The 22,996-nt window shown below is 73.0% G+C and carries 21 protein-coding genes; 13 read left to right on the forward strand and 8 right to left on the reverse strand.

All coding sequences use genetic code 11. The annotated features are described in order from the left end of the window. The first annotated feature begins 38 nt into the window (after positions 1-38). The 9 genes from ACZ5D2_RS30915 to ACZ5D2_RS30955 all read left to right on the forward strand — a co-directional run bounded on the left by ACZ5D2_RS30915 (position 39) and on the right by ACZ5D2_RS30955 (position 12,457). Positions 39-1,367: a lysine N(6)-hydroxylase/L-ornithine N(5)-oxygenase family protein gene (locus ACZ5D2_RS30915; RefSeq protein WP_468933912.1), complete on the forward strand. Its 1,329-nt coding sequence runs from the start codon at positions 39-41 to the stop codon at positions 1,365-1,367. Next, entirely contained in the window at positions 1,367-2,533 is a 1,167-nt protein-coding gene (locus ACZ5D2_RS30920; protein WP_468933915.1) for an NAD(P)/FAD-dependent oxidoreductase, read from the forward strand. The genes ACZ5D2_RS30915 and ACZ5D2_RS30920 overlap by 1 nt, the downstream gene beginning before the upstream one ends. Then, the gene (locus ACZ5D2_RS30925; protein WP_468933917.1) at positions 2,530-4,830 is read left to right on the forward strand and encodes a class I tRNA ligase family protein; all 2,301 of its coding nucleotides are present in this window, start codon (positions 2,530-2,532) and stop codon (positions 4,828-4,830) included. The genes ACZ5D2_RS30920 and ACZ5D2_RS30925 overlap by 4 nt, the downstream gene beginning before the upstream one ends. Beyond that, positions 4,827-8,117, forward strand: coding sequence for a non-ribosomal peptide synthetase (locus ACZ5D2_RS30930; RefSeq protein ID WP_468933920.1), 3,291 nt, complete (start codon positions 4,827-4,829; stop codon positions 8,115-8,117). Before ACZ5D2_RS30925 ends, ACZ5D2_RS30930 begins: the two co-directional genes overlap by 4 nt. Then, a complete protein-coding gene (locus tag ACZ5D2_RS30935) occupies positions 8,114-9,706 on the forward strand; it encodes an AMP-binding protein (RefSeq protein WP_331733387.1) in 1,593 nt (530 codons plus the stop codon). The genes ACZ5D2_RS30930 and ACZ5D2_RS30935 overlap by 4 nt, the downstream gene beginning before the upstream one ends. After that, entirely contained in the window at positions 9,699-9,977 is a 279-nt protein-coding gene (locus ACZ5D2_RS30940; RefSeq protein WP_331733385.1) for an acyl carrier protein, read from the forward strand. Before ACZ5D2_RS30935 ends, ACZ5D2_RS30940 begins: the two co-directional genes overlap by 8 nt. A gap of 3 nt (positions 9,978-9,980) precedes the next feature. Next, a complete protein-coding gene (locus ACZ5D2_RS30945; RefSeq protein WP_331733382.1) occupies positions 9,981-10,586 on the forward strand; it encodes a GNAT family N-acetyltransferase in 606 nt (201 codons plus the stop codon). Continuing rightward, complete coding sequence (locus ACZ5D2_RS30950; protein WP_331733379.1) at positions 10,583-11,653, forward strand: C45 family peptidase; 1,071 nt, start codon at positions 10,583-10,585, stop codon at positions 11,651-11,653. The genes ACZ5D2_RS30945 and ACZ5D2_RS30950 overlap by 4 nt, the downstream gene beginning before the upstream one ends. A gap of 66 nt (positions 11,654-11,719) precedes the next feature. After that, on the forward strand, positions 11,720-12,457 hold the full coding sequence (locus ACZ5D2_RS30955; RefSeq protein WP_331733375.1) for a 4'-phosphopantetheinyl transferase family protein: 738 nt from the start codon (positions 11,720-11,722) through the stop codon (positions 12,455-12,457). On the opposite strand, the gene serS is transcribed toward ACZ5D2_RS30955, so the two are convergent. Genes serS through ACZ5D2_RS30985 form a run of 6 tightly spaced genes read right to left on the reverse strand, consistent with a single transcriptional unit; the run spans position 12,444 to position 18,500 of the window. After that, on the reverse strand, positions 12,444-13,721 hold the full coding sequence (gene serS, locus ACZ5D2_RS30960) for a serine--tRNA ligase (RefSeq protein ID WP_468933927.1): 1,278 nt from the start codon (positions 13,719-13,721) through the stop codon (positions 12,444-12,446). The genes ACZ5D2_RS30955 and serS overlap by 14 nt on opposite strands. Before the next feature lie 14 nt (positions 13,722-13,735). Then, positions 13,736-15,199: an APC family permease gene (locus ACZ5D2_RS30965; RefSeq protein WP_331733368.1), complete on the reverse strand. Its 1,464-nt coding sequence runs from the start codon at positions 15,197-15,199 to the stop codon at positions 13,736-13,738. A gap of 4 nt (positions 15,200-15,203) precedes the next feature. Next, entirely contained in the window at positions 15,204-16,187 is a 984-nt protein-coding gene (locus ACZ5D2_RS30970; RefSeq protein ID WP_331733365.1) for a ferritin family protein, read from the reverse strand. Continuing rightward, the gene (locus tag ACZ5D2_RS30975) at positions 16,184-16,777 is read right to left on the reverse strand and encodes a flavin reductase family protein (protein WP_331733361.1); all 594 of its coding nucleotides are present in this window, start codon (positions 16,775-16,777) and stop codon (positions 16,184-16,186) included. Before ACZ5D2_RS30975 ends, ACZ5D2_RS30970 begins: the two co-directional genes overlap by 4 nt. Continuing rightward, the gene (locus ACZ5D2_RS30980) at positions 16,774-17,310 is read right to left on the reverse strand and encodes a hypothetical protein (protein ID WP_266845125.1); all 537 of its coding nucleotides are present in this window, start codon (positions 17,308-17,310) and stop codon (positions 16,774-16,776) included. Before ACZ5D2_RS30980 ends, ACZ5D2_RS30975 begins: the two co-directional genes overlap by 4 nt. Positions 17,311-17,357: 47 nt before the next feature. Continuing rightward, positions 17,358-18,500, reverse strand: a complete 1,143-nt coding sequence (locus ACZ5D2_RS30985) for an acyl-CoA dehydrogenase family protein (RefSeq protein ID WP_468933933.1) — start codon at positions 18,498-18,500, stop codon at positions 17,358-17,360. Between the two features lie 270 nt (positions 18,501-18,770). Between ACZ5D2_RS30985 and ACZ5D2_RS30990 the strand changes: the two genes are divergently transcribed. Both ACZ5D2_RS30990 and ACZ5D2_RS30995 read left to right on the forward strand, forming a co-directional pair. After that, positions 18,771-19,784 (forward strand): bifunctional lysylphosphatidylglycerol flippase/synthetase MprF, encoded by a 1,014-nt coding sequence (locus tag ACZ5D2_RS30990; protein ID WP_331733352.1) that lies wholly within the window; start codon positions 18,771-18,773, stop codon positions 19,782-19,784. Between the two features lie 14 nt (positions 19,785-19,798). After that, complete coding sequence (locus ACZ5D2_RS30995) at positions 19,799-19,948, forward strand: hypothetical protein (RefSeq protein WP_331733349.1); 150 nt, start codon at positions 19,799-19,801, stop codon at positions 19,946-19,948. Between the two features lie 150 nt (positions 19,949-20,098). Here the strand turns inward: ACZ5D2_RS30995 and ACZ5D2_RS31000 are convergent, their stop codons facing one another. Both ACZ5D2_RS31000 and ACZ5D2_RS31005 read right to left on the reverse strand, forming a co-directional pair. Further along, complete coding sequence (locus ACZ5D2_RS31000; protein ID WP_468933937.1) at positions 20,099-20,425, reverse strand: DUF6415 family natural product biosynthesis protein; 327 nt, start codon at positions 20,423-20,425, stop codon at positions 20,099-20,101. 94 nt (positions 20,426-20,519) lie between these two features. Continuing rightward, on the reverse strand, positions 20,520-21,695 hold the full coding sequence (locus ACZ5D2_RS31005; protein ID WP_468933939.1) for a helix-turn-helix domain-containing protein: 1,176 nt from the start codon (positions 21,693-21,695) through the stop codon (positions 20,520-20,522). A 115-nt stretch (positions 21,696-21,810) separates the two neighbouring features. On the opposite strand from ACZ5D2_RS31005, the gene ACZ5D2_RS31010 reads away from it, so the two are divergent. Together ACZ5D2_RS31010 and ACZ5D2_RS31015 are read left to right on the forward strand one after the other, a co-directional pair. Then, complete coding sequence (locus ACZ5D2_RS31010) at positions 21,811-22,344, forward strand: flavoprotein (protein WP_468933942.1); 534 nt, start codon at positions 21,811-21,813, stop codon at positions 22,342-22,344. Between the two features lie 63 nt (positions 22,345-22,407). Next, a complete protein-coding gene (locus ACZ5D2_RS31015; protein ID WP_468933945.1) occupies positions 22,408-22,986 on the forward strand; it encodes an HD domain-containing protein in 579 nt (192 codons plus the stop codon). Positions 22,987-22,996 lie beyond the last annotated feature (10 nt).

Raw genomic sequence — 22,996 nt, forward strand, 5'->3', positions numbered from 1 at the left:
TCCTCTTCCCTTACCGAATCGAACGAGAGGTTCCGACCATGGGGCACGAGAGCTTCCGGCCGGGCATCACGCACTTCCGCTGCCTGGGAGTCGGCGTGGGTCCGGCCAACCTGAGCCTGGCCTCCCTGCTGCACAGCCGGCCGGACGTACCCAATCTCTTCCTCGACCGCAAGGAGTCCTTCAGCTGGCACGACGGCCAGCAGATCCCGGGCACCACCCTCCAGGTCTCCCAGTTCAAGGACCTGGTGAGCCTCGCCGATCCCGCGAACCCGTTCTCGTTCCTGTCGTACCTGCACGCCAAGGGACGGGTCTACCACTTCCTCAACGCCCAGTTCGATGACGTGCCGAGGCTGGAGTTCCGCAACTACCTGGCCTGGGCCAGCCGCCGCAACGAGAACATCGTCTTCGGCGAGGGCGTCCGGGAGGTCGGCTTCGACGACGGCCTCGGCGCGTTCACCGTCCGCACCGACCGCCGCGAGCTGACCGCCGAGAACGTCGTGGTCGGCGTCGGCAGCCGCCCCTGGGTCCCGCCGCAGGGCGAAGGACGGCTCGGTCCGACGCAGTTCCACGTCTCCGACTACCTGAACGCCGCCCGCGACGTCGGCGGCAAGCGGGTCGTCGTCATCGGCGGCGGCCAGTCCGGCGCCGAGGCCTTCCTCGACCTGATCTCCCGCGGCGGCTGGGACCTTCCCCGCCGGGTCTCGTGGATCTCGCGACGGCCGAACTACCTCCCGATCGACGACTCGCCCTTCACCAACGACTACTACATGCCCAGCCACGCGGACTACTTCTACGGACTGCCGCGCGAGCGCCGCCAGTCGCTGAACTCCAGCAACATCCTGACGAGCGACGGCATCTCCGAGTCCACGCTGCGCGAGATCTACCAGACCATCTACGTCCACCGGTTCGTCGAGGGCAACGAGGACCTGGTCGCCCTGCACCCCGGCCGCGAGGTCTTCGACGTCTCCACCGGCCCACTCGGCGGCTGGGAGGTGTGCGCCCGGCACACGGGCGAGCCGGAGTCCGTGGAGCGGTTCGAGGCCGACATCGTCGTCTGGGCCACCGGATACCGGCCCGCGGCCATGGACTTCCTCGCCCCCCTCACCGGCCGCCTGGAGCACGAGGGCGAGGAACTGCGCGTCGACGAGGACTACGCCGTCCGCTGGGACGGCCCCGCCGACCGCCGGATCTTCGTCCAGAACGGGGTCCGCGGCCAGCGCGGCCTCGCCGACCCCAACCTCAGCCTCAACGCCTGGCGCAGCCGGCGCATCGCCGACCGGCTGTGCGGCGTACGCGCGGACGAGCAGCTCGCCTCCTTCATCGAGTGGTCCTCCAAGGCCCCGCAGGACGAACGGTGGAGCGCCTGATGCCCGCCACCGGCCCCGCCACGGGCCCCCTCACCGGCCCCGCCCTCACCGAGCCCGCCGGCTACCGCCGCACCGCCCCCGACGCCGGCGGCCCCACCGGCGCCCGCACCGGCATCGCGGTGGTGGGCGCGGGCATCCTCGGGGTGCTCATCGCCCGCGAGATCACCGCCCGCGACCCCTCCGCCACCGTCACCGTCCTCGACCGGGACATGATCGGTTCCGGCGCCACCCGCCGCTCCGCCGGACTCCACTTCCCGCGCGGCGCGAACGACACCGTCCGCACCCTGGCCGCCGAGAGCGAGCGCTTCTACGCCGACCTCCACACGGCCCGCCCGGACCTGCCCATCCACCCGCTCGGCATGACCGTCCTGGCCCCCGAGAGCGCCGAGGAGCGGCTGCGCGAGGTCTACCTGCCCGAGGCCAAACTCCGCTGGACCACCGAACTCCCGCCCGTGGTCGGGCCGCTGCCGGAGAACTTCGGGGCCTGGGAGGGCGACGGCTGCCAGTACGCGGACGTGCACGCCCTCACCCAGCTCCTCGCCGCCGAACTGCGCCCCCGGGTCGCCTTCCGCGAGGGCGTCGCCGTCACCTCCGTCGCCGCCGGTCCCGGCGGCGCGCGCCTGACCCTGACCGGCGGCGCCACCCTCACCGCCGAACACGTGGTGATCGCCCCCGGGCCCTGGCTCGCCGAACCCGCCTGGCGGGACCTGGTGACCCCCCTCGGAGCCCGGGTCAAGAAGATAGTCGCCCTGCACATCGACCGGGCGCCCGCCCCGGGGGACCGGGCGGTCGTCCTGCACGCCGAGGACGCGTTCCTGCTGCCCTTCCACCACCGGGGCCACTGGCTGTTCAGCTACACCTGCCGGGAGTGGGACGTCGACCCCGCGGCCGTCGACCCCGCCCTCACCGCCGGCCACCTGCGCGAGGCCCGGGCCCTGCTCACCCGCTACGCCCCGGACCTGGCCGCCCACTGCCGCTCCGGCCGGGTCTTCTGCGACGCGTACGGGCCCGGCGGCACGCCCCTGGTCACCGCGCTCGACCCCTACGGCCGGCTCGTGTTCGCGGGCGCCGCGAGCGGCTCCGGCTACCGGCTGGCCCCGGCGCTCGCCGCCCGCGCCGCCGCCCTGATCCCCTCCCTCCCGTCTCCGCGAAAGGCCACGACATGATCATCGCGAGTTACGACGCCGACGTCCTGGAGCAGGCGTTCGGTATCGACATGAGCGGCGTGGAGGGGCTGGGCACGGCCGCCGGCTGGGGCCGCGTCGCCCCCGGCCGCGCCACCGACAGCCACCGGCACGACGAGACCGAGCTGTTCGTCATCGTCTCGGGCCGGGGCGAGTTCGTCATCGACGGCGAACGGCACCCCGCCGCCCCCGGCACCGTCGTCCTCTTCGAACCCTTCGAGTCCCACGTCCTGAAGAACACCAGTCCGGAAAGGACCGGCCTGGAGAACACCGACGGGGACGGGGCCGACCTCGTCTTCTTCACCCAGTACTGGCGCGACGCCCAGCGCGCCGCCACCTCCGCCGCCGACCCGGTCCGCAAGGGCTTCGGAGACCGCCCCGTCTTCGTGTTCTCCACCCCGCCCACCCCCAACGGCGACCTCCACCTCGGCCACCTCTCCGGCCCCTACCTCGGCGCCGACGCCTTCACCCGCTACCAGCGCATGACCGGCGCGGAGGCCTACCACCTCACCGGCAGCGACGACTACCAGAGCTACGTGGTCGCGGCCGCCGCCAAGGACGGCGGCACCCCCGCCGAGACCGCCGCCCACTACAGCGCCGAGATCGCCGAAACCCTGCGGCTGATGGACATACCGCTCGACCAGTACACGGTCACCGACCAGGACCCCGCCTACCGCGAGGGCCTGCGGGACTTCTTCGGCAAGGTCGTCGCCTCCGGCGAGATCGCCGTCACCGAGACCGACGCCCTCTACGACGCCACCACCGGCGGCTACCTCTACGAGGCCGACGTCAAGGGCGGCTGCCCCGGCTGCGGCTCCACCACCTCCGGCAACATCTGCGAGGAGTGCGGCGAGCCCAACACCGTCGCCGACCTGACCGGCCCCCGCTCGACCCGCTCCGACGCCGCGCCCACCACGGCCCCGGCCGCCCGCTGGACCCTGCCCCTGCACGCCTACGCCGGGGACGTCCGCGCCCACCACCGCCTCGGCCGGGTCCCGGCCCGGCTGCGCGAACTCGCCGACCGGCTCTTCCGCCGCCCCGACCTGACCATCCCCCTCACCCACCCCTCCACCTGGGGCGTCGAGCCGCGCGAGGCCGGCACCGACGGCCAGGTCATCTGGGTGTGGCCCGAGATGAGCTACGGGTTCCTGCACGGCATCCAGTCCCTCGGTGCCCGCCTGGGCCGGCCCTGGAAGGCGGCGGACCCGGCCGCCGACTGGAAGATCGTCCACTTCTTCGGCTACGACAACAGCTTCTACCACTCCGTCCTCTACCCGGTCCTCTACCAGCTCGCCTTCCCCGGCTGGACCCCCGACATCGACTACCACGTCAACGAGTTCTACCTGCTCGAAGGCGAGAAGTTCTCCACCAGCCGCCGCCACGCCATCTGGGGCAAGGAGATCCTCACCCCCGACACCGTCGACTCCGTCCGCTACTTCCTCGCCTCCACCCGCCCCGAGGGCACCCGCACCGACTTCCGGCGCGCCGCCTACGAGGCCACCCTCGACGACACCCTCATCGGGACCTGGCAGCAGTGGCTGAACGACCTCGGCGCCCGCGTCGCCAAGCACCACGGCGGCCGCGCCCCCGACGCCGGGAACTGGACCGCCGAACACTCCGCCTTCCTCGCCCGGCTCGGCACCCGCCTCGCCGCCGTCACCGGAGCCCTGCAGAACGACTCCTTCTCCCTCAACCAGGCCGCCGCCGAACTCGACGGCATCGTCCGCGACACCGTCCGCTTCGCCCGCGCCGAAGGCCTCCTCACCGACACCCCCGGCTGGGAGGACGAGAACCGCACCGCCGTCGCCCTCGAACTGGCCGCCGCCCGGCTGCTCGCGCACGCCGCCGCCCCCGTCATGCCCCGCTTCGCCGACCGGCTCGCCGCCGCCCTCGGCACGGACGCCCCGAGCACGTGGCCCCGTAGCGTCGAACTCCTCGCCCCCGGCAGCGCCGTCACCCTCGCCGACGCCGTCTTCTTCCGGCCGGCCCCGCCCGCCCCGCCCGCCGAGCCGGCCCTCACCCCCTGGCTCACCGGGGTCGCCCGCACCGTCCTGCGCCTCGGCGACGACGAGCGGATCGCCCACCGCACCCTCACCCAGCTCGCGGCCGGCTCCCTCCAGGCCGTCACCGTCCAGTACCAGATCCTCGACGCCCTCGACGTCGACCTCTCCATGGACGAACTCCTGCACGGCGGCACCCTCGCGGAACTCGCCGCCGTCATCGCCGAGCGCGCCGAGCCCTCCGCCGTCGCCGCCCTGACCTCGGGGGACGCCCGATGAACGCCCGTCACATGCTGCGCGAGATAGCCCGGCGCGGACTGTCGGTCACCCTCACCGACGGCGACCTGCGCCTCCAGGGCAACCGCGAGCGGATGGACCCCGAGTTCATCGCCTCCCTCAAGGCCGCCAAGCCCGAGCTCGTCGCCCACCTCGCCCGCGAGGCCGAACACGGCCCCGGCTTCCCCCTCACCCCGCTGCAGCGCAGCTACTACCTCGGCCGCAGCGGGATCTTCGAGATCGGAGACGTCGCCAGCCACGTCTTCCACGAGATCGAGGGCGACTGGGACCTCGACCGGCTCCAGGCCTCCCTCGACACCGTCGTGGCCGCGCACAGCGCCCTGCGCTCGCGCTTCCTCTCCGACGAACGCCAGGTCACCGAGTACGGGGACCACGCCCCGCAGATCGGCGTCCTCGACCTGCGCGGCCACAGCCCCCGCCAGCAGGACCTGATCCGCGCCGAACTGCGCGACATGCGCTCCCACCAGGTGCTCCCCGCCGACCAGGCACCCCTGCTCACCGTCGACGCGACCATCCTCGACGACGACAGGATGGTGCTGCACGTCGGCCACGACGGCCTCGTGATGGACGGCATCAGCATGTTCCTGTTCTTCCGCGCCTGGTGGCACGCCTATCAGAGCCCCACCGCGGACGTCCACGAGGAACTCCCCTACGAGGACTACGTCGCCGCGCTGGAAGCCGCCCGCGACCGGGCCCCCGCCCGGCGCTCGCGCGACTACTGGATGGAACGCTGCGAGGACCTCGCCCCCCACCCCGACCTGCCGCTGCGCACCAGCCCGGCCGCCCTGACCGGCACCCGGTTCACCCAGCGCACGGTCGGCCTCGGCCGCGAGGAGTGGAGCGCCCTCAAGGACCGGGCCGCCGCCGCCGGCCTGACCCCCTCCGCCCTGCTGCTCGCCGCGTACGCGGAAACGCTGGCCACCTGGGGCGCGGGGGAGCGGTTCACCCTCACCACCACCGTCGCCCACCGGCCGCCCGTGCACCCCCGGGTCTTCGAGGCCATCGGCCAGTTCTCCGACACCCTCCTCGTCGAGGCCGAGGTCGACCGCTCCCTGCCCTTCGCGGAACGCGCCAAGGCCCTCCAGACCCGCCTGCACACCGACATCGACCACCGGCACTTCTCCGGCATCGAGGTCCTCAAGGAACTGGCCCGCCGCCGCGGCGGGGTGGCCGGCGCGCGGATGCCCTTCACCTTCAACAGCGCCATCGGACACGTCAGCAGCGAGGTCGACGGCTCCGCCCTGGAACTCTTCGGCGAGGAGGTCTTCTCCGTCAGCCAGACCCCGCAGGTGTGGCTCAACGCCTTCGCGATGGAGCGCCGCGGCGCCCTCGTCGTCCAGCTCGACGGCATCGACGAACTCTTCTGCGAAGGCCTCCTCGACGACCTCGCGCACGGCTACGCAACCCTCCTGGCCACCCTCGTCGACGAGAGCGCCTGGCAGCAGCACCACTTCGACCTGCTGCCGCCCGCCCAGCGGGCCCGCCGCGACGAGGCCAACGACACCGCCGTCGCCCTGCCCGACGAGATGCTCGGCGACGCCATCGTCGCCCAGGCCGCCCGCACCCCCGCCGCCCCCGCCGTCCTGACCTCCGACCGCACCGTGAGCTACGGCGAACTCCTGCACCGGGCCGCGACCGCCGCGACCTGGCTGCGCGGACAGGGAGTCGGCCGCGGCGAACTCGTCGGCCTCGTCATGCGGCGCGGGCCCGAGCAGATCGTCGGCGTCCTCGCCACCGTCCTCGCCGGCGCCGCCTACCTGCCCGTCGACGCCGACCTGCCCCCCGCCCGCCAGGACTACATGCTGGCCGACGGCGAGGTCCGCTGCGTCCTGACCAACACCGGCCGGCCCGACTCCGGCGACATCGCCTGCTTCGACCTCACCCAGCCCTGCTCCGGCCGCGCCGAGGTCCCCGACCGGCTCCCCGGGTCCCACCCGGACGACCTCGCGTACGTCCTCTACACCTCCGGCACCACCGGCGCCCCCAAGGGCGTCATGGTGACCCACCGCAACGTCGCCAACGTCGTCGCCGACTGCCAGACCCGCTTCGGGATCACCCCCGAGGACCGGTTCATGGCCATCAGCGCCTTCAACTTCGACCTGTCCGTCTGGGACGTCTTCGGCGCCCTCGCGGCCGGGGCGGCCCTCGTGATGCCCGACCGGGACAAGGCCGTCGACCCCGCCCACTGGCTCGACCTGTGCCGCCTGCACGACGTCAGCGTGTGGAACTCCGTCCCCGCCATCGTCGGGCTGCTGCACGGCCAGGCCCGCGCCGACGGCGCCGTACCGCCCGCCCTGCGCCTGGTCATGATGAGCGGCGACCGGCTCCCGCCCGCCCTGCCCGCGCAGTTGCGCGCGATGATGCCGGAGCTGGAGGTGGTCTCCCTCGGCGGCCCCACAGAGACCACCATCTGGAACATCCTGCACCCCGTCGGCGAGGAGGAGGACGGCAGCGAGTCCATCCCCTACGGACGCCCCAACGCCAACAACCGCGCCTACGTCCTGGACCGTCACGGCCTCGACGCCCCCGACTGGGTCACCGGCGAGATCGTCGCCGCCGGCACCGGCCTGGCGCGCGGCTACTGGCGCGACGAGGAACGCACCGCCGAGCGGTTCCGGGAGGACCGCGTACGCGGTGAACGCCTCTACCGCACCGGCGACCTCGGCCGGTACCTGCCCGACGGCGACATCCAGATCCTCGGCCGCAGCGACTTCCAGATCAAGATCAACGGCTATCGGATCGAGGCCGGGGAGGTCGAGACCCGCCTCGCCGCCCTCGCCGAGGTCACCCGCGCCGTCGTCGCCGCCCAGGGCAACCGCCTCGTCGCCCACCTGGTGCCCGCGGGCGACCACCGCCCGCACCTGAACGACCTGCGCGGGGCACTGCGTTCCGACCTGCCCGACTACATGCTCCCCGCGGCCGTCCTGTGGCACGACGAACTGCCGCTGACCCGCAACGGCAAGGTGGACCGCACCCGGCTGGCCGAACTCGGCGCGCAGGCGCCCGCCGACGCACCGCCGACCGGCGGCAGCGCCCCCGCCACCCAGGCCGAGAAGATCCTCTGCGACATCTGGTCCACCGTCCTGCGCCGCCCCGACGTCGGCGCCCTGGACACCCTCGCCTCCCTCGGCGGCGACTCCATCGCGGCCGCCCGGATCCTCACCGCCGCCCGCAAGCGCTTCGGCGTCACCCTCACCCTCGACCAGTTCTCGGAGCTGGAGACCGTCCGCGCGATGGCCGCCGTACTCATGCCGGGGGTGACCCGATGACGATGACCGCCTCGGACACGCCCGCCGGGGCACGGGCCACGCCCCCGCCCGGAGCACCCGGAGGCGGGGCCGTCCCCGAGACGATCAGGCGGATCGTCGGCCGGCCGCCGGGCGGCGGGCACATCTCCGTCGCCCGCCTGGACGGGACACGGACCATCCCCCTGCGCGAGCTCCACGACCGCTCCGGCCGCCTCGCCCACCACCTGCGGGACACCTACGGCATCGGTCCCGGCGACCGCATCGGGATCCTCGCCGCCAACAGCCTGGAATGGGTGCTCCTCGACCTGGCCGCGCTGCGCCTCGGCGCGCAGACCGCGGGCCTGGAGCCGGGCAAGTTCACCCCGTCCACCGCCCTCATGGACCGCTACGGCCTCCACCTGCTCTGCACCGACCAGCCCACCGACGTCCCCGACACCCTCACCACCGACCGGATCTGGGAGCTGACGGAGCCCACCGGCTCCGCCGACGCCCCGCTGCCCCCCGTCACCTGGGGCGCCCGGGACGTCACCACCATCAAGTTCACCTCCGGCAGCACCGGCGTCCCCAAGGGCCTCGGTGCGACCGCCGGCAGCATCGACAGCGCCCTCACCGCCGTCCAGGAGATCTTCGAACACACCCCGGACGACCACCTCTTCGTCTTCCTGCCCCTCTCCCTCCTCCAGCAGCGCTACTGGGTGTACTCGGCCCTGCTGCACGGCCACGACGTCACCGTCACCACCTACGAGGCGGCCTTCGCGACCCTGCGCCGGGTCCGCCCCACCGTGGTCATGGGCGTCCCCGCCTTCTACGAGTCCGCCCGCCGCACCATCGACGGCCGGCTGCGCCGGTCCGCCGGCCGCACCCTCCCCGACGTGGCCCGCGCCCTGTTCGGCGACCGCATCCGCTACCTCTGGACCGGATCCGCGCCCGCCTCGCCGGCCGTCCTGCGCTTCTTCACCGAGGCCGGACTGCCGATCTACGAGGGCTACGGGCTCAACGAGACCTGCATCGTCACCAAGAACCACCCCGGCGCCCACCGCGAGGGGAGCGTCGGCAAACCGGTCCGCGGCAAGGAGGTGCTGATCGGCGAGGACGGGGTCATCAGCGTCCGCAGCACCCACCCCGTCAACAACCACTACGAGTACGCCCGCCCCGGCGACTCCGAGAAGGTCTTCTCGCCCGACGGCACCGTCCGCACCGGCGACCTCGGCCACCTCGACGAGGACGGCTTCCTCTTCGTGCACGGCCGCGCCGACGACGTCATCGTCCTCGACAACGGCAAGAAGGTCGTCGTGCGGCCCATCGAGGAACTGATGCGGGCCGACCCCGCGATCGCCGAGTGCGTGGTCTTCAGCCCCACCCAGACCGAACTCGTCGCCGTGGTCTCCCCGGCCGCCCGGCCCGCGGACGCCCGCGCCATCGCCGCCCGGCTCGCCGCGACCAACGCCGCCACCACCCCCGACGAGCGGATCAGCCGGGTCGTGGTCGCCGACCCGCCGTTCAGCATCGGCAACGGCCTGCTGACCTCCCAGTACAAGCCCAAGCGTCCCGACATACGGGCCGCCTACCACTCCCCGCTGCACACCCAGGAGGCCGGAATCCATGCCTGAGACCCCGTCCGAGATCGAAACGGCCGCCCGCGAACAGCTCTCCCTCGTCCTGATCCCCGAGGTCGAGCCCCACGCCATCGACCCCGCCGCCGACATGGTCGCCGCCTACGGGCTGACCTCCCTCAACAAGGTCCTCTTCCTCACGGAGGTCTGCGAGGAGACCGGCGTCGACCTCGCCCACTTCACCGAGCACGACCTCGCCGACATGCGGACCCTGCGCGACGTCACCGACGCCCTCACCCGCCACCACCACGCCACCACCGGAGCCTGAGCCATGAGCTGGAGCGAGCACGCCGCCGCCGTCCTGGAGAACGACCGGGTCCGTCTCACCCCGATCACCGAGGCCGACCGCGAGGGCGTCCGGGCCGTCGCCATGGACCCCGACATCTGGCGCTACTTCGTCGCCGCCGTCGACACCGACGCCGACTTCGAGACCTTCTTCGACACCAACCTCGCCGACCACGCCGCCGGCCGCCGCTTCGTCTACACCATCACCGACAAGGACAGCGGACGCGTCGCGGGCAGCATGAGCTTGGGCAACATGGCCGAGGCCGACCGCCGCCTGGAGGTCGGCTGGTCCTGGCTCGGCCGCGACTTCCGCGGCCGGGGCGTCAACCACTGGGCCAAGGCCCTGCTCCTGGAGCACGCCTTCGAGGTGCTCGGCGCCGAACGCGCCGAGTTCAAGACCGACGTCCTCAACGTCCAGGCCCGCCGCGGCCTCGCCAACATCGGCGCCACCGAGGAGGGCGTCCTGCGCAGCTTCAACTACATGCCCGGAGGCCGCCGCCGCGACGCCGTCTTCTACAGCGTGCTGCGCGCCGAATGGCCCGCCGTCCGGGCGCTCCTCGCGCGCGGCCCGAAGAAGGCCGTCCCGGCATGAGCGGGACCGACGGGACCGCCCGTCCCGGCATCACCCACATACGGGCGGCGGGCACCCCGTACGAGATGGGCCGCGCCCACGGCGCGGCCCTCGCCGCGCCGCTGCGGGCCTTCCTCGACGACGGGCTCGCCCGCCTCGCCCACCTCACCGACCGCCCCCCGGCCATGGCCGGCCTGCGGCCCCTCATCGCCGCCCACCGGGCCGTCGTCGAGGCGGCCCTGCCCGACCTCGCCGAGGAGGTGGCCGGCCTCGCCGACGGGGCCCGGATCAGCGCGGACGAGGCCTGGCTGCTCCAGCTCCGCCGCGAGGCCATGGGCTACTCCAAGGTCCGCTCCGGCGGGGACTGCACCACCTACGCCCGCACCGGCCCCGCCGGCCCGCCGGTCCTCGCCCAGACCGTCGACCTGAGCGGCGACCTCGACACCCACATCAGCGTCCTGGAGACCGCCCGCGCCGGCTCCGGCCGGCGCTCCCTGGTCCTCAGCTTCGCCGGGCTCCTCGGCTACCTCGGCCTCAACAGCGACGGCCTCGCCGTCGGCCTGAACCTGGTCCTCGGCGGCACCTGGCGGCCGGGCGTGCCCCCGTACCTGGCCATCCGCCACCTCCTGGACACCGCCGGGAACACCGCGCACGCCCTGAAGATCCTCGCCGACCTGCCCCTGGCCAGCTCCCGCTCCCTGATGCTCTGCGACCCCGAACGGGTCCTGTACGTCGAACACCTCGACGGCGACCTGCGCGTCACCGAGGCCGCCCCCGGGGACCTGGCCCACACCAACCACTTCCTCCACCCGGACTTCGCCCCGGCCGACGAACTGAACGTCTTCGCCCGCAACTCCTCGCTGCGCCGGCTGCGCGCCGCCCACGAGGGCCTGGCCGCCCTGCCCGCCGACGCCTGTGCCGAGGACCACTTCGCGCTGCTGTCCCGGCCGCCCGTGCGCGTCCCGGACCGGGGTGACATCCGCGCCGAACGCACGGTCGCCGCGGCCGTCATGTTCCCGGCCGCCGGGCTGCTGCACGTCCGGCCGGGCGACCCCGCGCGCTCCCGCACGCGGGTGTTCGGCCTGTAGGCGCCCCCCGGGGCCGTGTCCCGCGCAGGGACGCGTCCACGAAAGGCCTGTGTCCGAGAAAGGAGCATGATGGACGCATGGCTGGTCGACCTCGACCAGGTCGTCCCCACCGACATCAGCGCGCACTATCCCGAGGGCCTCACCGAGGAGGAGCTGCGGCGCGGCGCCGAGTTCGTCCACGCGCGGGCCGCCCACCGCTTCTTCCGTGCCCGGCTCACCGTCCGCCGCCTGCTCGCCGACCGCCTGGGTCTCGCCGCGCGGGACCTGCGCATCCACTACGACCCGGCCGGCAAGCCCTACCTGCCCGACCAGCCCGGCACCCACGTCAGCTGGTCCCGTTCCGACGGGCTGCTGCTGCTCGGCGCCACCGAGACCGGGCCGATCGGGGTGGACGTGGAGCTGGTCCGCCCGTCCACCACCAGCCTAGACGTGCTCACCTTCGTCTACCCGGGGGTCCCGGCGGGCGTGGCCCCCGAGACCTTCTTCCACGCCTGGACCCTGCTGGAGGCCGCCGTGAAGGCCACCGGCCGGGGCCTGACCGACGGCGCCCGGGAGGTCGACCTGGACTTCGGCCCGGACGGGGCCGTCACCCTTCGCGGGATCACCGGCCACGGCGCCCTGCCCTGGCACGGGCACACCGCGCTCCAGCCCACCCTGCAGGACTCCCCGTGGGCCATGACGGCCTTCGTCTCGCGCGAGCTCCCGCCGGTCACGGTCCTGCCGTGGCCGGACCGCGCCCGTGACCTCGTACGGGAACGGGCGCGGGCGCGGGCCCTGGCGCGGGCCGGGCTCACGACGGACTGACCACCGGGGTGCCGTCCGGGGCGATCGCCGAGAAGCCCGTGTACGGGACCAGCGCGGGCGGCACGGTCACCGAGCCGTCCGCGCGCTGGTACTGCTCCAGGATCGCGACGAGGGTACGGCCGACCGGCAGCGCCGAACCGTTGAGGGTCGCGGCGAACTCCTTGCGGCCGTCCCGGTCGCGGACCTTGATGCCGGCCCGGCGCCCCTGGAAGTCCCCGCAGTCGGAGCACGAGGAGATCTCCCGGTAGGTGCCCTGGCCCGGCAGCCACACCTCGATGTCGTAGGTGCGCCGGGCGGCGAACCCGAGGTCCCCGGCCCGCAGTTCCACCACCCGGTGGGCCAGCCCCAACCGCTGCAGCGCCGTCTCCGCGTGCCCGGTCAGCAGCTCCAGCTCCTCGGCGGCCCGCTCGGGCCGGCAGATCCGCACCAGCTCGACCTTCTCGAACTGGTGCAGCCGCACCAGCCCCCGGGTGTCGCGCCCGTACGAGCCGGCCTCCGCCCGGTAGCAGGGCGTGAACGCGGTCAGCGCCAGGGGCAGTTCGCCCTCCTGGAGGGTCTCCCCGCGGTACAGGTTGACCAGCGGCACCTCCGCCGTCGGGATCAGCAGCAGGTCCCGGTCGGCGGCGGTCGTCAGGAACAGGTCGTCCTCGAACTTCGGGAGCTGCCCGGTGCCGGTCATCGTCTCCCGGGTCACCAGGTGCGGCACCCCGTGCTCGGTGTACCCGTGCTCGGTGGTGTGCAGGTCCAGCAGGAACGCCGCCAGCGCCCGCTCCAGCCGGGCCCCCGCGCCCCGGGTCACCGCGAAGCGCGAGCCCGACAGCCGCGCCGCCCGCACCTGGTCCAGGATCCCGAGGCGGGTGCCGATGTCCACGTGGTCGCGCGGGGTGAACTCGAAGCCCGGCACCTCGCCCCAGACCCGGCGCACCACCGGCGGATCCTGCTCGGTCCCGTCGGGGACGTCCGCGTGCGGCAGGTTGGGCACGGCCAGCAGCAGCGCGCCGAGCCCCTCCTCCGCCTCCCGGAGCTCCTCCGACACCGCCCGCAGGCGTTCCTTGGCCTCCTGGATCCGGGCCCGGGCGGCCTCGTCGGGGCGGACGCCGCTGCGCGCGGAGCGGTTCTGCTCGGCCCGCAGCTTGTCCCGTTCGGCGATGAGCCGGGCGCGCCGTTCCGTCAGGTCGCTCAGGGCGGCCCGGTCCAGCTGGTGTCCGCGTCGTGCCAGGGCGGTGTGGGCCTCGTCCTGGAGCAGGCGGTGCGGGTCGTGCATGACGGCTCCTCGGTTCAGGGGATGTCGGCGGTGTCGTGCGCGGCGGTGGCCAGGTCGCGGTACCGCTGCGGACACCGGGCCCGCAGCCATCCGGCGTAGCCCAGCCCGCCGAGCGCGGCACCGACCATCAGCCAGGGGATCCGGTTGACCCAGGCGGAGGTGGTGCCGGTGACCAGGGGGAAGTTGTCCAGCAGCAGCACCAGGGCGCCCACCAGGCCGACGAGGGCCAGGGCCGGGGCCAGCCGGGTGCGCCACCAGTGGGCGTCGGGGTGCCGGCGGAAGAAGACCAGTACCGCCACGGCCACGGCGGCCTGCAGGCCGACGATCCCGACCGTGCCGAGCGCCAGCATGGTGGTGGCGAGGTTCGTGTACGGGTGCGCCCCCGCGAGCGCGAACAGGGCACAGACGACGGCCGTGGCCACCGACAGCACCACGCTCGCCCGGTACGGGGAGGCGTGCCGCGGGTGGATCCGGGCGAGGGAGGCCGGCAGGACCCGCTCGCGGCCCAGGACGAACAGGTAGCGGTTCGCGGCGGTGTGCAGCCCGAGCAGGGCCCCGAACAGGCTGGTGCAGAGCAGCACCTGCATCACGCTCGTGGCGAAGGTGCCGAGGTAGTCGTCGGAGAGGTGGAAGAACAGGTCGCCCAGTTCCCTCCCGGCCCGGTCCGTGACCCGGTCGGCGCCGACCGCCCCGACCGCCGCCCAGCTGATCACCGCGAAGAAGACGGTGATCAGGACGACGGAGGTGTAGGTGGCCACGGGAACGCTGCGCCTGGGGTCGCGGCTCTCCTCGCCGTAGAGCGCCGCCGCCTCGAAGCCCACGTAGGAGATCAGGGCGAACATCAGCGCCACCCCGAGGCCCGGGGAGAACACGGTGTCCGGACGGAAGGAGGCCGCGGGCAGGGTGTCCGCCCCGTGGCGCACCCCGATGGCCAGCGCGAGCAGCCCCAGCACGGCCACCTCGGCGACCATCAGCACCGCCAGCAGCCGGGCGCTCAGGTCGATCCGCCGGTAGCCCATGACCGCCGTCAGCGCGAGGGCCGCGCCCGTCCACACCGGCCAGGGAACAGGCAGGTGGTGGGCGGTGGAGACCAGTTCGGCGAAGTACCCGAAGGCCCCGGCGACGCCCGCGACCGCCGCCGTGTAGGCGACGACGGCCGTCAGCCCGCCGGCGACGGCGAGCGGCCGGCCCAGACCCTGACCGATGTACGTGTAGAAGCCGCCCGCACCCACCACGTGCCGGCTCATCGCCGCGTAGCCGACGGAGAAGCACAGCAGGATCAGCCCGGCCAGGGCGAAGGTGGCGGGCACCCCCGCCCCGTTGCCGATGGCGTAGGCGAGGGGCACCGAGCCCACCACTCCGGACATCGGGGCCGCCGCGGCGACCACCAGGAACACGATCCGGGGGGTGGTCAGGGTCCGGCGCAGCGCGGGCGGGGCGGACTCGCGGGTGCCTCTCGCGGGGATCGTCGAGGTCACCGGGTCACCTCGGGTGGTTGCGGATGATGTCGACGGCCTCGGGGATGCCCATGTACGGCAGTCGTACCTCGGCCATGTCGTCGGTCCACTGCTCGGCGAGGTCGTAGCGCTGCTTCGGGGTGGTCTCCAGCAGCCTGCAGCCGGGGAACACCTCGTAGCCGTCCAGGAGTTCGGCGTGCGCGAACATGCCCTGCTGGAAGAGCTCCTCGCGCTCCAGCACGAACTCCTCCGACGGCAGCTCGTCCCACAGCCGCCGGCCGCGCCGGATCAGCTCGATCAGCCGCGGCCGGTAGGAGGGGTTGCGGGCCAGGTGCTCGCGGACGATGGAGCTGCCGACGGTGAGGTGGCGGATCTCGTCGATGGACGCCCCGCGCGCGATCTCGGCGGCGGCCGGGTCCAGCAGGGTCCACTTGCGTTCGCTCAGCTCGGCGGCGGGGGCCAGGACGCCCTCGATGACGATGGTGAACACCGCGACGGCGCCGATGAAGTCGCCCTCGTCGCGCACCACGGAGGTGGCGAACTCGGCGATCGGGTTCAGTACCCGCTTCGTGTAGTCGGCGCCCTGCTCCTTGATGAAGTCCAGCAGCCCGGCCTGCGGCACCCCGAGGTCGGTGAGGTGCTTGCGGAAGATCATCGCGTGCCGGGCCTCGTCGATCACCTGGGTGGTGAAGAACTCCTGCTCGACGACGCCGGGCGCGCCGATCACGTAGTGCGAGAGCACCTCGACCGCGCGGGTCTCGGCCAGCGAGCGGTTGCCCAGCTCCAGCACGAGGGCCTGGCGCAGCGGCCCGTCCTCGCGCATGTGGGCGGGGGTCTCGGCGTCGTGGCCGGCCTCGGCCCGCCCGCGCAGGGTGCCCTGGGCGACGGCCGACAGCCAGTACCCCAGGTCGCACTCCTCGGCGGTCAGGGTCATCTCCTGGGCCCCGTCGAGCAGGTTGGGCGCGCGGTCCCAGTCGGCCTCGACGGGGATCTGCGGAACGCTGGTCATGACACAACCTCACTGGGGGAAGCGGGTACGGACACGGAGGCGGCCGGGGTGACGCACGCGCTGTGCATCCGGCCGGCGAAGCTGAGCATCGGGGAGTCGACGGTGTGGCTGCCGCCCGTGACCTCGGCGAGGAGCATGTCGTGGTCGCCGACCTGGTGCCAGCCCAGGACCCGGCAGGCCATGTGGGCGAGGCTGCCGCCCAGCAGCGGGGCGCCGGTGAGCGGGTCGGTGGTCCAGTCGAAGCCCTCGAACTGGGCGTCGCCGAGGGGGCGTCCGGGGTTGGCGAAGCGGCGGGCCACGTCGTCCTGCGCCGAGCCGAGCACGTTCACCGAGAACCTGCCCGCCCGGCGGACCATGCCGGCGAAGGTGGAGGTGGGCCGCAGGCAGGCGCCCAGCACCAGCGGGTCCCGGGAGAGGGTGACCACGGCGCTGGCGGTGGTCCCGTGCCGGACGCCGTCGCGGCTGACCGTCAGCACGGTCACGCCGGAGGCGAGCCGGCGCAGCGCGAGGCGGGCCGCCTCGGGGTCCTCGTACCCCTCGGCGGGGGCGGTGGCGGACCGGTCGGTGAGCCAGGTCGGGTAGCGGCTCACCGGGTCACCCCGACGGCCGGGGCGGCGCCGGTGGCGGCACGGGTCGCCGGGTGCTCCTCGTAGGGCAGCGGGACCGGGCCGTCGGTGGCGCCGCGCCGTTTGAGCATGGCCGTCACCTGGTCGACCAGCGGGGTGGTCTCGGGCTCGAAGGGCAGGCCGAAGGGCTTGAGGAAGTTGCCGAAGACGCCCCGGTCGCCGAAGACGTGGAACGGCAGGGCCAGCAGCGCCCATTCGGGGCCGATCAGCCACATCCACAGGAGGCCGACGGCGGCCACGCTGAGCAGGCTGTGCATCGTGTTGTAGAGGACGTAGTAGGCCTTGGGGATCCGGCCGTCGGCGCTGCGCCGGTAGGCGATGGCGCCCGGGATGTAGCCGAGGAGGTCGATGTAGAGGAACAGGCCGATCGCCGCGAACCAGTTGATGTCCGTGAAGTGCCACAGGATGAACCCGATCGTCACGGCGAAGGCGACCAGGTACTCGGCTCGGTGCAGGTTGAAGGTGACCGGTGACTCGACCGGGTTCTTGATGTCCATCAGGGGTGTCCTTCCGACAGGGCGGCGGTGCGTACCGGTGGCGCGGGTCAGGACAGCCGCAGCGGGCCGCCGGCGAAGTACTCGGCCAGTTCCGCGGCGACGCTCGCGCGCGACGGCGGGTGGAAGGCCAGGGCGCGGACGGCGGAGGCGAGGTAGGCCACGTCGCCGGAGCGGATGTAGGCCATCCCGCCGAGCATCTCCACCGCCTGGTCGACGGTCTGGGCGAGCAGGTCCTGCGTCGCGTAGCGCGCGGTGAGCACCGCGGCCACCGCCTCGTCGCCCTCGGTGCCGTCCTCCAGGGAGCGGGCCGCGCCCTCCACCAGGGAGACCGCCGCGTCCAGCCGTACGGCCAGCTGCGCGCGCTCCGCGGGCGTCCCGCGCTTCCCGGCCAGCACCTGGGCGACCAGCGCGGACGCGGCGCCCACGTAGGAGGAGGTGGCCAGCAGCTCGAACCAGGTGAACCCGGCGGTCTGGAGGTCGTCGAGCCGGTCGGCGTCCTCGGGGGTGCTGTGGATGACCAGCTCCTCGGGCACCACCACGTCGGTCAGCCGCACCTCGTGGCTCTGCGAGGCGGCGAGCACCGGGGTGGCCCAGAAGGGCCGGGTCCCGATGCCGGGGGAGGAGGCCGGGATCAGCATCAGGGCCAGCCCGGACCGTCCGTCGTCGTGCGTCACCTGGACGCTCGCCGTCAGCACGTCCATCGAACCGGACAGGCTGCACGGCTTCTTGGAGCCGTTGACCCGGTAGCCACCCCCGGGGAGCCGCTCGGCGACGACCGACGGGGCCAGGATGTTCTGGTCGGTACGCCCCTCCGCCCAGCCGGAGGCCAGCAGCAGCCCGTCCGGGGCCACCGCCGACAACAGCTTCAGCTGGGCCGGGGTGAGCCGGCCGGTGGCCTCCGCCAGCCGGAACAGCATCGCGACGGTGAAGTGGTGCATCACCGTGGCCACGCCCAGGGAGGGCGAGGCGGCGGCGAGCGCCCGCTGCACCCGGACCGCCTCCAGCGGGCCGGCCGCCGCGCCGCCGTACGCGGCCGGCACCAGCAGCCCGGGGCCGCCGTGCTTGCGGTACAGCTCCAGGACCGGGCTGTCCTCGCCCTCCCGGGTGCTGAGCGGCAGGTCTTCGAGTGCGTCGAGAAGACCTGCGTGGAATTGCTCGCAGATCCCGCGCGCTGTCGTCAGGGAACGCATCGCCGTGCTCACCTCGGGCTCTCTGGGAATTCTCTTGCGGATCGGGGAAAGCTATTCCTGTGATCCCTTCGATCCGAAAGCCAATATTCGGAAAGCATCGTTTCACTGAGTGTCTGACTGAGGCCTGACACTCATCTGACCTGCGTTTTCACCTGACTTTCCCCTGACGGGCCGCTGACCGGAGGGCGAGGTGGGCTTGTGGCGCGGTGGCGCCCGTGCCATAAGTGGTGAAGTGCCGTGGGGACGTGTCGGCGGGAGAATGGATCTGAAATGACCGAAGCAATTCTGGAGACGGATGTCGCGCTCGACGCCATCCGGCGGTACGCGGACGCGGGAAATCCGAGCGCCTATTTCGCCTTCAGTGACGGGAACAGCCACTTCCGGCTGCCGGACGTGCCCGGGGTGATCGTCTACCGTCCGGTGGGCCGCTACCTGGTCCAGTTCGGCGGCCCCTTCGCCCCCTTCGCACCCACCGGACCGGACGGCCCCCGGGCCCGGCTGCTGGCGGGGTTCACCGCCTTCGCCGCGGAGCAGGGGCGCGAGATCGTCTCCGTACAGCTCCAGGGGGCGGACGCCGACGTCTACGTCGACCAGGGCTTCACGGTGAACCAGATGGGCGCCTCGTACGCCGTCGACCTGGAGACCTTCACCCTGGCCGGCACGAAGTTCATGCAGCTGCGCAACAAGATCTCCCGGGCGCTGCGCAGCGGCCTGGAGATCAAGGAGGTCTCCTACGAGGACTACGCCGACCGGATCGCGGCCCTCGACACCGCCTGGCTCTCCACCAAGGGCGAGGGCGTCAAACCGCTGGAGTTCCTCGTCGGCCAGACCGGTGGCCGCTACCAGCACCTGCGCCGCCTCTTCGCCGCCGTCCGCGACGGCGAACTGATCGGCTACGTCTCCTACGCCCCGGTGTACGGCCCCCAGCCGGGCTGGATGCACGACCTGAGCCGCCGGCAGCCCGACTCCCCGCCCGGGGTGATGGAGGCCCTCAACAAGGCGGCGATCGACGTGTTCACCGCCGAGGGCACCCGCTGGCTGCACTTCGGCTTCACGCCCTTCACCTCCCTGACGGCCCCGCAGTTCCCGGGCCACAGCCTCGGGTTCCACTGGTTCATGGAGCACCTGTGGGAGCACGGCGCGCACATCTACCCGGCGCGCACGCAGCTGGAGTACAAGCAGAAGTGGGCGCCCTCCCTGGTGCTGCCGGAGTACATCGCCTTCCAGCACCGGGCCAGCCTGCCCGCGCTGGTTCACGTCTTCCGCGCCTGCAACGCGGTCTGAGAGGGAGTCACGGGATGACCGAGGAGATCGAAACGACGGGCCTGCTGCTCGTGGAACGCTTCCAGTCCTGCGCCGCCGCCCCCGACGACCTGACCGCGGCCGCAGCCTGCGACGAGGCCCTGACCCACCTGGACGCCCTGCTGCGTGCGCCGGAGCGGGCCTGATCCCGCCCCCACGCGCTGCGCCCCGCACCCGCCGGGCGGGCGGGCGCGGCCGCCCGCCCGCCCGGCCTCAGCCGGCGACGAAGCGGACGAACAGGGCGCCGAGCACGGCCAGCACGCTGACGACGTGGAGGACCTGCCGCTGCCACTCCCTCACCGGGCGCGGCCCGAGCGATCACCGGTGGACGCAGCGGCCAGGTTCCGCAGGATGCGGGCCAGTGCCCGCGCGTGGTTCCAGTTCGCGTGGTCGCCCCGCCCCGCCGGCCCGGCGTCGACGAAGTACGCCCACTCGGCGAGGGCCGCCCCGACACGCTCCGTCCGCTGGTCACCGGGCATCGCGGCCACCCGGACGTGGAGGACCTGCCCGTGGGTGATGAGGTCGTCGATGAGGCGCGCGACGGCCTCGGCGTCGGGCCTGTCGGAGTAGGGCACGATCGCCCGCCTGATGAGGTCCTCGATCGTCTGCGTCTCGTCGGCCATGGTGCTGCTCCCTGAGGTCGTCAGCGGGTGCTGATGACGAGTGTGGGAGCACGCCGGGGCATGAATGCTCACAGATCTGTGAGTGCCGTGAGCGTTATAGGCCGATCCAGCGCGCCATCCCGCCCAAACTGTCCGGTGCCCGCCGCGACATGTGTACCAGCCCCCGGATCGTGGCCCGAGTGGCAGGCAGATGCCTCGTCTGCTCGGGTGCGACCTTCCTGGCCTCCGCCAAGAACCCGAGCGAGGTCCTGGCCGAGCCCGCCTCCATCTCGACCAACGCGCGGTCCACGAGGTAGCGGGCGCGCCGGGAGGTCAGCGTCGACTGCGGCAGCTTCAACGCGCGGGCCCGGCCGAGGGCCTCGTCGAAGTCGCGCATCGTGATCGCGGTGCCGATCTCGTGGAGCCTGACGTTGACCCGCCCGAAGGAAAGCCAGTGCACGTCGCCCGCTTCGCCGCCGACCCGGTCCGCCATCTCCCGAGCGGCAGCGAGATGCGTTTCCACCGCGGTCGCATCCTCATTCTTCGCGGCCACGGTGGCCAGGCCGAGATGGAGCTGCCCCGTCACGGCGAGCGCCTCGCGGCTGGTCTTCCCCGCGAGCAGAGCGTGCCCTGACGTGATCAGCGGCACGCTGGTCGCGCAACGCCACAAGGTCGCACGTTTGTACCGCTGTACCGCTTCGACGCACGGATCCGACGCTCGGCCCGCGGCCCAGCCCATCCGGTCCAGCGCGATGCGGGCGAGGTCCGGGTGGTCGAGCTTCAGTGAGACGTCGTGGGCGGTCCGGTACGCCGAAGCGAGGGCCCGCCACAACGCCGCCGACGGCTCCGTCCAGACCGTGTGGGTCAGCTCTACGATCAGAGTCGGCAGAGCCCGCGCCGCGGCCCGCAGGTGCGTTGCCCTCACCTGCCGGCACAGTGCGTCCGCCTCGGCGATCAGATCCGGCGCGGGCCGTGTGCGGGTGATGTCGGGGTTCGGTCCGAGGTCGAAGCGGTCCAGGGCTTCCCGGACCGGGGTGACCAGCCCGAGCAGCCGGTCGGTGGGAAGCGCGTGCACGGCGGTGAGCCCTGTCAGTTTGGACGCGTCCACTCGCAGCGCGAGCGCCACGGCCGCCACGAAGCCGGGAGTCGCTGGCCGTGCCCCGCACTCGACCTGGTTCAGGAGGCTGAGGCTGTACGGGATCCGGTCGGCCAGTTCGCGCTGGGTCAGCCGGGCCAGGCGCCGCTGTTCCCGGATCCGGTGGCCGGTGTGGTCGTCGTCGGGTAGAGGCATGCCGGTCTCCGTCCAAGGACTCGTCGCCGAGGAACATATCCGTGAGCGGTGAGCCGCGTCCTGCTTTGCTCCCGACTCCACCCGGACAGGGAGGTATTGCATAGGCTCGGGCGCCATGACGACGAGGACCCTGTACTTGCTGTGTTCGGCCGCCCCACCGGTCTTCGAGGTCGCCGGTGTGGTCGAGGAGGCACAGCGCCGCGGTTGGGACGTCTGCCTGGGCCTTACCCCGACGGCCGCCGACTGGCTTGAGGACAGCCTTCCCGGTCTGGCGGCCCTGACGGGGCATCCGGTGCGCTCGCGCTACAAGCGGCCCGGCCAACCGGACGTGTGGCCGCCTGCGGACGCGGTGCTCGTGGCTCCGGCGACGACGAACACCATCAACCGGTGGGCCCTCGGCATCACCGATACGTGGCTCGTCGGATTCGTCGCCGAGGGCCTCGGCAAGGGCATCCCGATGACGACGATGCCATGCGTGAACTCGGCGTACGCCCGGCACCCCCAGCTGCCGCTGTCCCTGGAGACCCTCCGCACGGCCGGAGTCCGGGTGCTGTACGGACCGGACGGCTTCGAGCCGAACCCGCCGGGGGAGAAGCGGCCGTACCCGTGGAGCCTTGCACTGGACGCGGCCGAGGCGCACGGCCGCTAGCGTCGGCCGCAGCGCGGGCGATCTCCCCGCCCGCCTCGCCGAGGCGTGAGAAGGAGAACAGACGTGGCTGACGACCTGTCCGCGGTGGCACGGTTCCTCTATGAGGCGGGGACGCTGAAGAACACGGCCCGTACGGGCTGGTGGATGGCCGGGGTCAAGCAGCCCGAGAGCGTTGCCGAGCACTCGTGGCGGGCCTCGCTGATCGCCTCGGTCATCGCGAAGCTGGAGGGCGCCGATCCCGCGCGGGCCGCGTTCCTCGCGGTGTGGCACGACACGCAGGAGACCCGGACCGGGGACGTCAACCACCTCGGGAAGAAGTACGCGCCGGCGGGCGACCCGCGGGCCGTGACGGCCGATCAGACCGCCGGCATGCCCGACGTGCTGGCCTCGGTGATCCGGGAGCTGGTCGCCGAGTACGAGGCCGGGGATTCGCCGGAGGCGGTGTGTGCGCGGGACGCCGACAAGCTGGAGTGCATGCTCCAGGGCATCGAGTACCGCGCGCAGGGGTACGAGGCCGCGCAGCGGTGGATCGACAACAGCCGGGGCCGGCTGACGACGGAGACCGGGCGGCGGCTCGCCGACGAGCTGCTCGGGCAGGGCCCGTTGGACTGGCTGCGGAACGCGCTGGGTGAGAAGGAGTGACCCCCTCCCA

It is taken from the genome of Streptomyces sp. NPDC031479 (assembly GCF_055581065.1).